General features: G+C 41.6%; 10 protein-coding genes. 9 read left to right on the forward strand and 1 reads right to left on the reverse strand.

Annotated features, from left to right (window positions below):
- The first annotated feature begins 107 nt into the window (after positions 1 to 107).
- The 6 genes from ACK8HY_RS02170 to ACK8HY_RS02195 all read left to right on the forward strand — a co-directional run bounded on the left by ACK8HY_RS02170 (position 108) and on the right by ACK8HY_RS02195 (position 6,966).
- Positions 108 to 1,952, forward strand: a complete 1,845-nt coding sequence (locus ACK8HY_RS02170) for a glycoside hydrolase family 97 catalytic domain-containing protein (protein WP_416132623.1) — start codon at positions 108 to 110, stop codon at positions 1,950 to 1,952.
- A 261-nt stretch (positions 1,953 to 2,213) separates the two neighbouring features.
- A complete protein-coding gene (locus tag ACK8HY_RS02175; protein ID WP_416132624.1) occupies positions 2,214 to 2,750 on the forward strand; it encodes an RNA polymerase sigma-70 factor in 537 nt (178 codons plus the stop codon).
- A 32-nt stretch (positions 2,751 to 2,782) separates the two neighbouring features.
- On the forward strand, positions 2,783 to 3,679 hold the full coding sequence (locus tag ACK8HY_RS02180; RefSeq protein ID WP_416132625.1) for an aldo/keto reductase: 897 nt from the start codon (positions 2,783 to 2,785) through the stop codon (positions 3,677 to 3,679).
- Positions 3,676 to 4,848, forward strand: a complete 1,173-nt coding sequence (locus ACK8HY_RS02185; RefSeq protein ID WP_416132626.1) for an enolase C-terminal domain-like protein — start codon at positions 3,676 to 3,678, stop codon at positions 4,846 to 4,848. Before ACK8HY_RS02180 ends, ACK8HY_RS02185 begins: the two co-directional genes overlap by 4 nt.
- A gap of 23 nt (positions 4,849 to 4,871) precedes the next feature.
- Entirely contained in the window at positions 4,872 to 6,431 is a 1,560-nt protein-coding gene (locus tag ACK8HY_RS02190; protein ID WP_416132627.1) for an SLC5 family protein, read from the forward strand.
- Between the two features lie 139 nt (positions 6,432 to 6,570).
- Positions 6,571 to 6,966: an L-rhamnose mutarotase gene (locus tag ACK8HY_RS02195; protein WP_416132628.1), complete on the forward strand. Its 396-nt coding sequence runs from the start codon at positions 6,571 to 6,573 to the stop codon at positions 6,964 to 6,966.
- On the opposite strand, the gene ACK8HY_RS02200 is transcribed toward ACK8HY_RS02195, so the two are convergent.
- Complete coding sequence (locus ACK8HY_RS02200; RefSeq protein WP_416132629.1) at positions 6,953 to 7,834, reverse strand: AraC family transcriptional regulator; 882 nt, start codon at positions 7,832 to 7,834, stop codon at positions 6,953 to 6,955. The genes ACK8HY_RS02195 and ACK8HY_RS02200 overlap by 14 nt on opposite strands.
- 450 nt (positions 7,835 to 8,284) lie before the next feature.
- On the opposite strand from ACK8HY_RS02200, the gene ACK8HY_RS02205 reads away from it, so the two are divergent.
- Genes ACK8HY_RS02205 through ACK8HY_RS02215 form a run of 3 tightly spaced genes read left to right on the forward strand, consistent with a single transcriptional unit; the run spans position 8,285 to position 14,817 of the window.
- Positions 8,285 to 10,513 (forward strand): hypothetical protein, encoded by a 2,229-nt coding sequence (locus ACK8HY_RS02205; RefSeq protein ID WP_416132630.1) that lies wholly within the window; start codon positions 8,285 to 8,287, stop codon positions 10,511 to 10,513.
- Positions 10,514 to 10,550: 37 nt separating this feature from the next.
- Entirely contained in the window at positions 10,551 to 12,830 is a 2,280-nt protein-coding gene (locus ACK8HY_RS02210; RefSeq protein ID WP_416132631.1) for a hypothetical protein, read from the forward strand.
- 58 nt (positions 12,831 to 12,888) lie between these two features.
- Positions 12,889 to 14,817: a right-handed parallel beta-helix repeat-containing protein gene (locus ACK8HY_RS02215; protein ID WP_416132632.1), complete on the forward strand. Its 1,929-nt coding sequence runs from the start codon at positions 12,889 to 12,891 to the stop codon at positions 14,815 to 14,817.
- The last annotated feature ends 204 nt before the right edge of the window (positions 14,818 to 15,021 follow it).

The raw sequence follows: 15,021 nt of genomic DNA on the forward strand, positions 1-15,021 counted from the left end.
CTTAACACGAAGAATCTTTTATTATTAGAAATGTACATCAATATATTCAATGCTATTGTATGTTTAGATTTATTTTAATAACCTTATTTATATCCTGTACTATAATTGTGCAAGGTCAAAAATTAAGATTGGAAAGCCCGAATAAGGTTCTATCGGCCGAGATCCATCTTGCTTCGGGTAACAATAAGATACATTTATCTTCAGCCTCCCAAAGGTTGACGGACATCAAGATCTTAAATTTTGACTGGACCGAAGATATAGTTCAAGGTAACTGGCAGCTGATCAAGAGCGATAAACGGACTGTAAGTCATCAATGGAAACCTCTTTTTGGTGAACGCAACGCTATCAAAGACAACTATAATGAACTTGAGTTACAATTACAGTCCAGTGGAAATCATAAAAAAATGCAGCTCTATATTCGCTTGTACGACGAAGGAATTGCATTAAGATACGGCTTTGACGCCGATGATTTTGCTGGATTTGTTATCAGATCTGAACAAACGGCTTTCCAATTTGGCAGTGACGCCACAACTTGGATCGCTGGCGCAGCGCAAAGCGCTTACACAAAAACGACATTAAGCCAGCTTAAAGGAGAGTTTGAAAGACCTTTAGTGGTTAATCCAGCACCAAATTTATTTATGGCGATTGGGGAAGCAGCTTTGGTTGATTTTTCGCGTATGAAATTTACTTATAGAGGTGATCCGAAAAGTTATACCGTTCAATCTGCATTATCCGGACCCGTAGCCTTGGATAAAGCAGGTTATGAGAGCCCATGGCGTTATATTATGGTTGGAAAGACAGCGGGGGAACTGCTTGAAAACAACTACTTCATCCTTAATTTAAATAAGCCCAACGAAATCGCAGATACTTCTTGGATAAAACCGGGTAAAGTGTTACGTGAAGTAACATTAACGACTGCCGGTGGGGTTGCTGCCGTTGACTTCGCTGCCCGAAATCAGATTGAATACGTTGAGTTTGATGCGGGATGGTATGGGCCCGAAGAATCGATATCATCTGATGCTTCTGGCGTAAATGTTGATCCGGCACGTTCAAAAGGACCGCTGGATCTGCAGCATATTATTGACTATGCTGGTAAGAAAAATATAGGCATCTTACTGTATGTGAATAAAAAAGCTTTGGAAACGCAATTGGACCAAATCTTACCGATCTATCAGAAATGGGGGATCAAAGGACTTAAATTTGGATTTGTCGATGTGGGAAGTCAACAGGCTACAGCTTGGTTGCACGAGGCGATCCGCAAGGCTGCCAAATATAAGTTGATGGTAGATGTACACGATGAATACCGCCCTACGGGCTATTCACGCACTTTCCCCAATCTCATCACCCAAGAAGGTATTCGAGGTGATGAAGAGTCACCGAGTTCTGAACAGAGTCTGATCACCATGTTTACACGTGCTATTGCAGGCGCAGGCGATTACACCAACTGTTACCACGCTGTTCGTGTATATACCAAAATGGGAGGAAAGGCTGCCCAGATGGCCAAAGCAGTGATGTTGTATAGTCCCTGGCAGTTTATCTATTGGTACGATCGTCCGTTAGATGCGCCACATAAAGCTGGTGGCGCTGGTGGTGAGCACGAAACGTTGATCGACGAATCTGAAAATGCAGTAGCATTCTACCGTGGTCTACCTGTCACTTGGGACGAAACAAAGGTACTAAAATCGGACATTGGTGAATGCGGTGTTATTGCACGTCGATCGGGTAATCGCTGGTATATTGCCATGCTTGGGGCAAAAGTAAAACAGGATATCAAGATAGACCTTTCCTTTATTGAGACAGCTGATCGTTTCAAAGCGCAGTTGTGGGGTCAGGACGTACCGGGACTCAGAAAAAATGTGGTTGATAAGAAAGAATTTGGACTTAAGTCCAAGGTTTTTACAACGACATTAGAACCAAATGCAGGTGCTGTATTGATTCTGGATAAAATGTAGTAAAACCTACAACCTTTAACAACCTAAAACAGCTGTGGACTTTATCGTTCGCAGCTGTTTTTGTTTCATTACCTATTCTTTGGAATGGATGTGATATTTGTAGGAGGAGTATTGTTCATCGAAACTCGTATGGAAGAATAGCCTTGCAAATAAAACACCGATAATGGTCAAATTTGACCTAGTTGTGTCGCTGGTAGATTTTAAACTTTACATAAAAATAGATGGGAAATGATTTGACTTTTCCTATTATCTAATTATGTAATGAAACAGATAGTACAGCATTTTGATCAATTATTTAAAGAGTATCATCAACGATCCTTTTTGTTTGCCAAATCTTTTGTTCGCATTGATGCTGTTGCGGAAGATATTACAGCTGATGCCTTAATGGCAACATGGGAACGTATGCAAGAAGAAACATTGTTCTCTCCGAGATGTTTCTTGTTAAAAGTCATAAAAAATAAGGCCTTAGACTATTTGAAACACCAACGAATCCATCGTCAACTGATAGAACCATTAGATAGTTGGAACGAGTGGGAGCTGCAATTGCAGATCGATAATCTCAATGAAATAAATGAAGAGCGAATTTTTCTGAAAGAAATTAAGAAAATAACGGAGCAGGCGTTGGACACAATGCCCATTAAGACCCGGGAAGTCTTTGAACTGAGCCGGCATCAATACATCAGTGGTAAAGATATTGCTCGACAAATGGGAATTTCGCTAAAAGGGGTGGAATATCATATTACGAAAGCACTAAAAGTGCTCACTGTAAATCTTAAAGATTATATGGTTGCTTCTTAGTAATTTAGATCTTATAATACAACTAAAATGCGATGGGTAATCTGGGAATAGATAAAATAATATTAGGTACAGCGGGATTGGGTGGTGTATGGGGGGGCGTAGATCCTGAAGAATCTATACAGGCAATTCATGAAGCATTATCTCATGGTATACGCGCTTTGGATACGGCGCCGGCTTATGGAGATGCGGAGTCCATAGTTGGGCAGGTTCTACAGTTGTGGACTGGTGAAAGACCTTTAATTAGCACAAAAGTTGGCCGATTAAAAAGTTATGTCGCTACCGAAGCCAAATACGATTACTCCACTGCTGGCATGCAGCGTAGTGTTGACGAAAGTTTAAAGACACTTGGGGTATCAACTGTTGATGTCCTTTTTTTACATGAACCTGCTGTATTGACGGTAGATAACGCTGAAAGGGTAATTTCAGCTATAGAGCATTTTAAAGAACAAGGATTGGCCAAAAAAATTGGCATCGGCGGAAATCCCCCTAGTTGGTTCCTACCATTTCTGAAAGAAGGTCGATTTGATATTCTGATGGAGTATAATAAGCTGAACGCATGTAGTATGGAGGCGCTCCAAAATAGTATACCGATATGCGGACAGACCCAAACGGAATATTATGCGGCGAGTCCGCTGAATATGGGGCTTTTAGGCTGTAAGTTTCAGGAGTTTTCACAGCGCATACCTGAATGGCTCGACGTTGGGACGGTTGAGCAAGCGCGACGAATTCAGGCTATTGCAGAACGGCATAATTTACCATTGGAAGTGCTCGCATTACGGTTTTTATTGAATATGAATGCTGTATTCAAAATAGTCCTGGGGGCAGCTAACAGGCAACAACTGCAGAATTCTTTAGACGCAATCAAACAAGGCATGCTGCCAGTCAATATTTATAACGAAATCCTTCAAACGTTTAATGATAATAAATGAATAGAATAGATCAGGAGATTTTTAATATCCAAAAAGTCAGTATTCGAGTTTTGGAACCTGTAGCCAACATAACTCCTTTTCAGGATGCAACGATGGGGCCATTTCCAAGTTTTGGCATATCTGTTATTCGCATCGAAGATGCTGAGGGATTTGTAGGAGAAGCACCTGTTTATAATAGTTATACCAATATCTTGGAAACCTGCCTATTTCCCATATTGTTCCATTGTGAAGGTTTAACCTATGCAGAATTCTTTCCTAAGTTGTACTGGTCTATTCGAAATGAAGGGTTTAAAGGTGCGGCATCAGCTCTTTTAGGACAGGTGGATATGGCTTTATATGATTTGGCAGCCAGGCGTCGTAATCTACCATTATATCGTTATATCGGTGGCAATCGGAACCGCGTAAAAATCTATGGAAGTGGTGGTGGAACTAACTATACATTACAGGAACTGGAAAAGGAAGTTGCGCTCTTTTTGGATGCTGGAGTGGATTGCTTTAAGATGAAGATTGGAAAGGACTTCGGTACAAATTTGGCGGCTGACATCGAACGTGTAAAACATGTGCGCAAAATGGCGGGAAAAGACATGCGGGTAGCGGTGGATGTCAATCAGATATGGTCTTGCAAAGAGGTATTTAGATTTTTGGATGCTATTGGTGAGGATGAATTGGCTTGGCTCGAAGAACCGTTACATTCAGCGGCCTATGATCAGATTGAAGAGCTTTGCAAGCGTACGTCAGTTCCCGTAGCTTATGGCGAATCTGAGCGGACCTCTAAAATATTTCCGATGCTGGCCAATTGCGGCATTAAACATTTACAGCCTGTTCCGACGCAATTTGGTGGAATAAAAGAATGGATGGAGGTACGGGATTTATGTGCGGATCGCAATTTGCAGTTATCTTCTGGCGGTTATTCCTTATATTCGAGCTTTTTAATGACTACAGCCAAAGAAACCGGCATGATAGAATACCTTTATTCACTGATGTATGGCTTGGAAAAGTATTTTTTGATTCGTCCATCGTTGAAAAATGGACAGTTTCATTTACCAGAATCGGATGGTTTGCCCGTACGTATCAATTGGGATTATTGCCTAAAGGAAAATAAGGTGCTTAGGGAGCAGGTTTGGTTAAAGCAGGATGTCCCGGGATACAATCCTTTGGTCAGTATGTAATACAATAAAAAGCGAACCTGATTATGAATTTAACATTTAATTATATTGATTACCTGGTTTTAACAATATATGCCTTAGTTCTTTTATATGTAGGTTTTCGTTTTTCAAGAAAAGAGAAAAATCAACAGGATATATTTCTGGGGGGGCGTTCCTTAAAATGGTGGCAGATTGGATTCTCTATTTTTGGAGCTAATGCTGGACCAACGATGTTAATCGGATTTGCCAGCATCGGTTTTTCGCATGGAATTGTTGCGAGTAACTTCGAATTATTGGCTTGGATCTTTCTGATGTTATTGGCCATGGTTTTCTTGCCTTATTATCTAAAAACCAAGATTAGTACTATACCGCAGTTTTTATTGATCCGTTTTGGCAAAAGGTCTTATAATTTTCTGATCGTCTATAGTCTGATTTCCATTTTAGTCGTGTGGCTGGGCAGTGCCCTGTACGCGGGAGGGCTGCTTATCTCAGGTATTTTCGGCTGTCAGTTATTTACGGCAATCGTCATTATTGGTATCGTTGCAACAAGTTTTACTGCAATAGGCGGATTGAAAGCTGTTGTCCGTACAGGTGTCTTCCAGTCCATTATCATTATTGTATCCTCGATCATTTTGACCTTCCTTGGTTTTCAGAAGATTGGTCATCTTGATGCGTTGATCAACCAAACTCCAGCATCGTATTGGAAATTATTTCTACCTGCTTCAAATCCCGAATATTCATGGGTTGGCATCGTGTTGGGCTATCCCGTCGTAGCCATATATTATTGGTGTGCTGACCAGACGATCGTACAGAAGGTTTTAGCTGCGAAGGATTTAAAGGAGGGCCAATATGGCGCTTTATTTATCGGTGCACTTAAGATTATCATGCCGATTATATTTATTTTGCCAGGTATCATGTGTTTCGTATTATTTAAGGATACTGCTCCGGATAATGCCTACATTACTATGATCAAACAATTGATGCCACATGGTCTTTTGGGATTGAGCATAGCAGCGCTGATTGCGTCTTTAGTCGATACGGTATCATCAAGTCTGAATTCATTTTGTACCGTGTTTACGTTAGATGTTGTTCCGCAATTTAAAGTGTTGGATAATAATCAGCAGCGACGTATGGGAAAATGGGTGACTGTCATAATTGCGCTGGTGGGAATTGGCATAGCGATGCTATTTTCTTATTCTGGAAAAGGTTTTTTTGACTTAACACAAGGTTTGGTTTCCATTTTGGCTCCACCCTTGGCCGTCGTTTTTTTATGGGGAGTGATCTGGCGTGGAATTAACGGGACAGCAGCCGAAGTTGTCTTATATGGAGGTGGTCTAATTTGTTTGATTCTGGGTGTTTGCCATGTCCTAAATTATCCATACCGAGGCTTCTGGCCACATTTTCTGATGCTTTCTTTTTATATTTTTGTAGCTTTGAGTCTGATCATTGTGGTGGTATCTTTCTTGACCAAATCCACTGTAAATTCGGAGCTGCCGACCTTATTCGATGGATCGAATGCAAAAGAGTCTGGTCAATCTCGCTCAGTTTGGTTGACTTGGGCTGGACTGGCCTTCGTCATGATCATGATTTATATTTATTTTAATTGACCTTATTCGTGGAAAATTTCACTAGCCAATGAATAACATAGCGAAGTAAAGATTGAATGGAAGAAAGCTCATTTAGTAAAAATATTAAACGAAAGTGAAGATGAAAATGTTGGTTCGCTTAATTATATTATGCACTTCAATGGCATTTGTTAGGTGCAAAGGGGAGGGGTCAAAACCCAATGTACCGCCGCAATATGAAGAGCATGTCTTTGTTGTCAATATTGTCGACAATCCAGAAAAATTAAAGAAATATCTGACTTACCACAGTCATGTTTGGCCAGAAGTAGAGGCAGGTTTTAAGAAAGCAGGCTATGAACGGATCGCATTATATCGTTTCGATAAGCTCATTGTCATGACAGTTCGTGCCCCAGTGGGTGCCAACCTTGATCAGATGGGTAAGCTTGCAGAATCCTACAGTCCTAAATGCGCCGAATGGAACGCGTTGATGGATACCTATCAACAAGGTGTCAGCGGTGCCGCAGCCGGACAAAAATGGGCCGAAACGAATCTATTTTATGAATTTAAACATAAATAGCTTCTGGTGTGCGATATTGCTTTAGAAAATCCCGGGGTGAACTCCCCTTAACATCTTTAAAATGTTTGTTGAAATTTGAAATATTATTGTAACCACTTTTGTAGCAGGTCTCTGTAATATTGTACTTTCCTTCCATCAATAATTTTGCCGCATGACCAATGCGTATTTCTTTGATAAAATCCACTAAGGTCCTGTTGGTTTGCATTTTGAAGAACCTACAAAAGGCTGAGGAAGACATAGGCACTATAGAGGCTACATCTTGTAGCGTTATATCCTCTCTAAAATGCTTGAATATATAGTCGAAAACCCGGTTAATACGATTGGCATCTGTCGAATTTTCAATGATATTGAAAGATGGTGAAGATAATGTCCTATAGGAATTGGATAAGGCAAGTTTGTCTAGGAGCTGTAGCATCAATACTGCGCGGGATAGCCCGGTGGCAACCAACATCTCATTGAGAATATCTTTCGCCTGTCTAACTATTGGTCCAGAAAATAGCACTCCTTTTGCAGCATTGATAAACAATTGATTCAGAAGAATTGCTTCGGGTTTGGTCAGAAAATCTTTACCCAAAAAATCAGGATAAAAATGCACGATGGATGCCGTAGCGGGCTTATCCTTATCGATTGTATTGTAATATTGCCAGCAATGCGGAAGATAGCTTCCTAACAATACCAATTCATCACCTTCAAAATCCTCAATGTGATCGCCTATAAACCGTTTCCCCATACAGTTGCCCAGTAAGACAATCTCAAAGTTGAGATGTGACTTTAATGAAGTGTATTTTTTGATTTCCAATTCTTCACTACGGACAGTAAACGACTGATCCGGTGGGAAAGTAAAGTTTTCATAAATATGCTGCATCATAATAAAAGCCTTAAATAGGTTTAAAAATCATAATATTGTAGCAACCGGTTGCATAATGTAGTTAAAGGTAAGAAAAAAAAATATGAAAGTATAAAATTGGCGCATCTTGTATGTAAAATGTTTAATGCAAAAAAACATTACAAAAGAGCAAATTACTGGTGGTTATCTATTTTTATAATGTTGAAATTTATTCCTGCCATCAATTATAAATAATAGAGAAGCTTAATGAACAAATTTCGTGTTAAACAGTGCGGATGCCTATAGAAAGCAAGTGATGAAAGGGAATTCAAAAATTGAGTGCATAGGAGAATGGATGTAACCTTTGACCTTTAAAATAATAATTAGATTTATTCATAGTGTGATTTAGTGTATTTGTTAAATGTGGTGAAAGTTGGGCTGTCTAAGCAGTCCAACTCTTCTATTCAATGGAAAAAGTAAAATAGTAAAGGAATGAAAAAAATAGTAGGAAGTTTTCTACTTTGTGTACTGGCTTTGAATAGCTTTTCGCAGGATTGGCTCCCAGAGCGTCGGGATAGGAAATCTCTATTCCGCCTGTTGGATTGCCAATACGAGGGCGCGAAATTGACGCGTAGCTCTGCTATAGGAGCGAATTCGGACAATTGGGATGTTAAGCAGGAGGTACTAAAAAAGAAGGGGATCAATGAGGTGACCTATCGATTTACTTTTAAGGCGAAAAAGGCCATGAAAGATGTGGGAGTGGCTGTTGCGTTTGATGCTTATGATTGGTCGAGCGATAACTTTGTGATGATCCCCGCAGTTGTTTATAATGGCAATCGCCAACGGATCGTTAATCGGGAATATGCAACGGGTTTGGACAAAACAGATTATTACCGCAAAGATCTGGCCCTTACGTCTAACCCCATACCACAGCTTTCTCCGGAATTTGGTGCGAATTCTCGATTAGAAGTAAACATCAGTAATACCAGCACACCACTGATGGCCTATTTAGATCGGAAGCACCAAAAGGGAGTTTTTCTTTTTACCGATCAAGGGATTACATGGAAGAATGAAGTGAAAGATCATGCACTCATTATTGAAGAGAGCAGAGATCGGAGTCTTGCCAGCTTTGTCATTAGCGCTCCCGGAGTAAGGTCACGTAAGCCCGAGTTTATTGGATTTAGTGAAAGTCCCGATCGCGGGATATCTGTAGCTAGGGGGGATGAATTACAGATTCGAGTGACAAGAATTGAGTTTCAAGCAGCTGATGTTTCACAGTTGTACACACGTTTTATGCAAGAACGAAAATCGCATGTCATGGAAGCAACTCCGCGTAATCTGATGCCCATGAGCGAGGTTTTTAAGCGTATGGCAAAAAATATTGATGAACGCTATTATGCAAAAGATGGGGTTGGGTTTTACTGTCCTGAAAATGCCGATTGGATGTCTTATGGTTGGGTAGGCGGATTGATCAATACCTATCCTATGTTGGCTTTGGCAGATACTGCCCATTTCAATCGCGTAAGTCATACGTTTAACTTTGCTTTGCCACAGGGGCGCGGAGCAAGCGGATACTACTATGATGTATTGGGAGCAGATGGCCAGGTTATTTACCGCGATGGTGCCAAACTAAATCCAGGGATCGGATTGACGCGTAAAAATGCTGATGTACTGTACTGGATGGTGAAACAGTTTATGTTATTGAAAAAACAGGGCAAATCTTCTTTGATTTCCCAAGAATGGGAAAACTCAACCCGACAACTTGCGGATGCATTTGTAAAGACTTGGCAAGAAGAAGGAACCTGGGGTAATTATTTGGCTGTTGAATCAGGTAAAGTTGCAGCTTATAATACAACAGGCGGAGCGATGGCTGTTGCTGGTTTGACATTGGCCGCTTCCTATTTTCGTAATGATAATTATCTAGCAATTGCAAAGCAGGCTGCAAAAAAATATTATGATGAGTTTGCGCTTGTTGGATTTACTTCGGGAGCCTGTGGTGATATTTTGCAGAATGCAGATTCCGAAACTGCAATTGCATTGACAACTTCATTAATGACACTTTTTGAACAAACAGGCAAACGCGAATACTTGGATCAGGCTAGAAATCTAGCGAATTATACGGCGTCCTGGACAGTCTCTTTTCCGTATCGGCTGCCTGAAAATACAGCCTTGGTAAAATTGGGTGCCAACCTCACAGGGGCAGTTTGGGCGAGTACACAAAACAAACATGGTGCCCCGGGATTCTGTACGCAGTCTGGCGACGTCCTCTTCAAGTTGTTCCGGGAAACCGGCGTAAGCTTGTATGCTGACCTGATGCGTGACGTTATCCATGCGCATGCCGAAGGTGTACAACCCAATGGTAAGATCACCGAACGTCTGACCTACTGTGATGCAGATAGTCGGGGATCACGTGGCGATGGTGGTAAAACAGGATGGAATGAAACCAATGGCGCATTGATGGCGCTAGAGATACCTGGACTTTACGTCCGCAAGGACAAAGGGACAGCTTATGCCTTTGATCATATTGTTATCAAGACGATAAAGAAAACAGCTCGGGGCTTGTCTTTGACACTTCACAATCCAACTGCCTACGACGCTCATATCACAATATTGGCAGAAGATGCTGCCCAAGCTGCTCGGCCTCTGGGAGAGAATGCTTTTTGGGATTGGAAGAACAAGGTCAACATAAAAGCAGGGGAATCCCTGGCTGTTGACCTATAAATGAGAACTAAATACGATACGTTTAAAATTAAAGGGAATGAAATTTCTAAAAGCTAAACTGCTATGTCTCGGATTGACTGCCTTGTCAACGATGGGGTATGGCCAAACGACATTAAAGACCAATTATTTTAAAATTGTGATCGACCAAAAAGGGTACATCACGAGCATGCAGAACATTACAAAAAAATCGAATCCGGAATTTAGTCCCGCTGATAAACCATCCCCGTTGATGGTACTATATAATGCGAAGAAAAGGCTGTATACCTACCCAAATCGGGCGAACTACTCTGCAAGCGATAAAATCATGACTCTGGCTTATCCTAACGGTTCCACTGCACGCATAAGCATCTTACCTCAGGCGAAGTACTTCAAGATGAAACTTCTTTCTTTGACAAACTCGAAAGAAATTGAGGCTATACAATGGGGATCATATCATACCAATATAACCAATTTACTGGGCGAGATTATTGGTGTCAGCCGGGATACGAGCAAGGCAGTCAACTACGCGATTGGTATGCTGGCACTCAATGACAATACATTGGGCGGAACAGCAGATATTCAAGGCGATGCAGCACCATTTCAGTATATTATCCATTCACCGGACGCTGCGCGTTTTCCATTGCCAAATGACCTGCATGAAGGTCAAATATTTACTTTAGGTGGAAATGGTATCAGCGATGTTGCCTTCTATGCGCACAAAGAACCTTATTATCGGATTATGTACGGCAATGCAGCTGAGGTGGATAAAAATGGACGGATATCCATTACCTACCAATCTCGGGACCGTAGAAGTCCGCGTGAGGTGTATTATTCGTTGATTCCCAATATGCCATCAAACAAGCCAAACCATTTGCAGGTTCAACCCTTGCCCGGTGTCGATTATATCGGTTCGTCGATAGCTCTTTGGGGAAGTCCCGATAGTACGGCTTTGATGGATGTGATTCAAGATATTGTCCTAAAAGAGGGCTTGCCATATCCGACCGTCAATGGAAAATGGATCAAAGATCCAGCAGCCTTTGTACCTGATGTATTGACCGAGGGTGGACAATATGACAATATGATAGGATATGCTGACCTGTTGGGATTTAAGGCTATCAGCTTGTATGACCAAGGATTTTTACGGCCTGATCGCGGAAATGCAGGCTATATTGACGGTAAAAACTTTGAGCATAAACCGCTGAAATTCTCCGATGGGAAAGCACTTTCTCATAAGGAATATGCGGTGCTGGCAGCCAAGCACAATCTTGTTATCGGTCGTACCCCGATAACGAATGCCCTGGCTCCGGGCACGAAAGATGCAAGTCCGGTTCCAAGCGATAGTATCTGGTATCAACAAAAACGTTTGCTAGCTAAGGCAATCAGTGCTACGGATACATTGATCTATGTGGATGATCCGACGCATCTGGAAGAAATTGGCAGTTGGGAAGGACACGTTAAGAGTTTAAATATCATTAAAATTGGAAAGGAGTTGATCCATTATCTCGGGGTAAGTGACACAAAACCTTATCACTTATTGAACGTGAAAAGAGGATATTGGAAAACGACAGCTAGTGCACATAAGGCACAGGATACTTTGTACAAACTACAGGTTACCATTGACTATGGTTATGATGGCCTGATTCCGAATATACAGTTGCAGGATAAAATTGCCGAATATTACGCCGATGTGTGCGCAATCAATGGTTTGGGCTACTATGATTTTGACGGTCAGGAATTCTTGTTCAATAATGGTCATGGTTACTATTCGGCCAAACGCTTTTTCCGCAAGATGTTTGATCGCGCGAAGCAGCATGGGCTAGCTGACATTCGATTTACAGGGGCTACTTTGTCCGAGGGGTCATGGCATTATCAAAGTATCTGGAATGTAGGTGGGGGAAAAAACTTATATGATGCGCAAACAAGAGAATGGGGTAGTACAACAAGTCAAGGGAAGGATCTAAGGGATGTGTGCCAAGCCAATTTCTTTCCTGTAGGAATGGGTGGGAATTTCCCTATTACAGAAAAGTCTACTGTTGAGGAATATGAACATATCCAGGCCATGTCCGTGGGTACGGGATCGACCTACAGCTTAAAACTGAATCAAAAACAGGTGGAAAGCTGTCCGCAGAAAGATGCTATTTTTAAGGCAATTCGCACTTGGGAAAACGCCCGTGCGGCAAATGCATTCCCGCGATGGGTGAAAGAATATCTAGTGGATCCTATGCAGAGTTTTAGACTCGAAGAATTGGATAAAGATCATTGGAATCTTTATCGGATCAACAAAGATGGTTCGGGTAAGCAACTATTAACAAAATTGACAAGAGCAAAAGGATATTAAAAACTATATCCGGCCCATTTAGGCCGGATATAGTTTTTATGGCATTAAATTGATTAAAATGAAAATTACTTTTTTTCTAACCTGTATTTTCTTTTTGGGATTTGGACCCTTGTCGGCACAGATGAAATCGAAGCCTAGGGAATATCATGTCGCGATCACTGGAAGTGATACGCAGGCCGGCACTCCAGCAAAACCACTCCGTAGCATTATGGCTGCAGCAAAGCTTGCGATGCCCGGTGATATTATTACAGTCCATGAGGGGGTGTACCGGGAAAGTGTTGTTCCGCCACGCGGTGGCGTTTCGGTAAAACAGCCCATCACCTATCGTGCAGCAAAAGGTGAAAAAGTAGTTGTCAAAGGGTCGGAAGAAGTAAAGGGCTGGAAGCTAATGCATGACGATATTTGGCAGTTGGAGCTGCCTAATTCTTTCTTTGGCACATTCAATCCCTATGCTGAGGAGATCCGTGGGGATTGGTTTTGGCCGACTCCTAAAGAAAGGAAATATCATCGTGGCGCGGTCTATCTAAATGGTCATTGGCTAATGGAAGCTGCATCTAAAGAGCAGTTGTTGGCCGACCGTTCCCCAAAAGGAGGGTGGTGGGCTTCGGTAGACAAAGAAAATACCTTTATATGGGCGCGATTCCCACAGGTCAACCCCAATCAGGAACATGTCGAAATCAATGTACGGCGCAGGGTTTTCTATCCCGATCGTCCATTTGTCAATTTTATCACGATCGATGGTTTCGTCATGGAACAGGCAGCGACCAATTGGGCTCCACCGACTGCAGAGCAGGAAGGACTCTTAGGAACACATTGGAGTAAGGGGTGGCGAATTATTAACAATACCATACAATATTCCAAATGTGTCGGGATTTCGCTTGGAAAATATGGTGATGCCTATGATAATAAAGATACGGAGTCAGCTGAAGGTTATGTCGGTACGATAAAGAGAGCCTTGGCTTTCGGATGGAACAAGGACAGCATCGGTAGTCATTATGTGGGCAACAATAAGGTTGCCTATTGTGAGCAGGCCGGAATTGTGGGCAGTATGGGCTGTTCTTTCAGTACGATAGACAAGAATACCATCCATGATATCCATATCGAGCGCCTGTTTACAGGAGCGGAAATGGCAGGGATTAAATTTCATGGCGCTGTAGATGTTAGCATTCGAAATAATCGAATCTTTCGCACAGATAAGGCAATTTGGTTGGACTGGATGGCTCAGGGAGCAGAGGTTATGGGCAACTTGTTATATCAGAACGATCTTGATGTATTTCTTGAAGTGACACATGGGCCAGCATTCGTTGCCAATAATATTATGCTTTCTCCTAAAAGTTTGTTAATGAACGCGCAGGGGGCTGCTTTTGCCCATAACCTTTTTGCTGGAAAAATAGATGTAGTTGCCTACGATAGCCGATTGACACCCTATTTGAAACCGCATGGAACAAGGATTACGGCATTAAAGGATAATCCGGGTGGAGATGTACAGTTTATCAATAATATTTTTGCAAAAGGGGGGGATGTTAGTGATTATAGTAAGGCCTATTTACCGGTATTGTTGAATGGCAATGTTTACTTAAAAGGTAGTGTCGGCATTTCAGCACACAAGGAGAATGCGCGTATGGGCGAGGTACATGCCGATGCCGAACAGCGTATGAAAGCCTATGTCGTGAAAGGAGCGGTGGAACAACAAGCATTGATTGATACGAACCAGGCTGTTCTGGTCAATTTAGTGGAAAAGCAAGGTAAGGTCTATTTGGATTTTCCGTTTCAAGCAAATTGGTTGCAACATAGTAGAGATTTGGTGACATCACGATCATTGCAAGCTACTGCTATACCAAGTCTGCCATTTGAAGATCGAAATGGGCAACCTTTGCGGATTGACCGGGACTATTTCGGTCATGCTCGAAAAAAATCCAATCCGTCGCCAGGTCCGTTTGAATATACTGGGAAAAAGAATAAAAAAATAACATTGATTTATGAATAGAAATCTAATAATACAATTAAAGTCGTGTGGGATGCTGTTGAGCATCCTTTTTTGCGTTTTGTCCGGATATGGGCAAGACAGTTAGATAGTCCAACAGAAGATAACAAATAATCAAGATAAACATTAAAAGGGAAACATCCTAATACCAATTTTGATCTAATTACAATTTTCAATCAATTATTAGACAGTAATCAGTCACTAGTT

The organism is Sphingobacterium sp. NGMCC 1.201703, from assembly GCF_047784615.1.
In the GTDB taxonomy this organism is placed as follows: Bacteria; Bacteroidota; Bacteroidia; order Sphingobacteriales; family Sphingobacteriaceae; genus Sphingobacterium.

Coding starts and splice junctions, on each gene's coding strand:
- ACK8HY_RS02210 (WP_416132631.1), top strand. CDS start 10,551: ATGAAATTTCTAAAAGCTAAACTGCTATGTCTCGGATTGACTGCCTTG.
- ACK8HY_RS02190 (WP_416132627.1), top strand. CDS start 4,872: ATGAATTTAACATTTAATTATATTGATTACCTGGTTTTAACAATATAT.
- ACK8HY_RS02215 (WP_416132632.1), top strand. CDS start 12,889: ATGAAAATTACTTTTTTTCTAACCTGTATTTTCTTTTTGGGATTTGGA.
- ACK8HY_RS02185 (WP_416132626.1), top strand. CDS start 3,676: ATGAATAGAATAGATCAGGAGATTTTTAATATCCAAAAAGTCAGTATT.
- ACK8HY_RS02180 (WP_416132625.1), top strand. CDS start 2,783: ATGGGTAATCTGGGAATAGATAAAATAATATTAGGTACAGCGGGATTG.
- ACK8HY_RS02205 (WP_416132630.1), top strand. CDS start 8,285: ATGAAAAAAATAGTAGGAAGTTTTCTACTTTGTGTACTGGCTTTGAAT.
- ACK8HY_RS02175 (WP_416132624.1), top strand. CDS start 2,214: ATGAAACAGATAGTACAGCATTTTGATCAATTATTTAAAGAGTATCAT.
- ACK8HY_RS02195 (WP_416132628.1), top strand. CDS start 6,571: ATGGCATTTGTTAGGTGCAAAGGGGAGGGGTCAAAACCCAATGTACCG.
- ACK8HY_RS02200 (WP_416132629.1), bottom strand. CDS start 7,834: ATGATGCAGCATATTTATGAAAACTTTACTTTCCCACCGGATCAGTCG.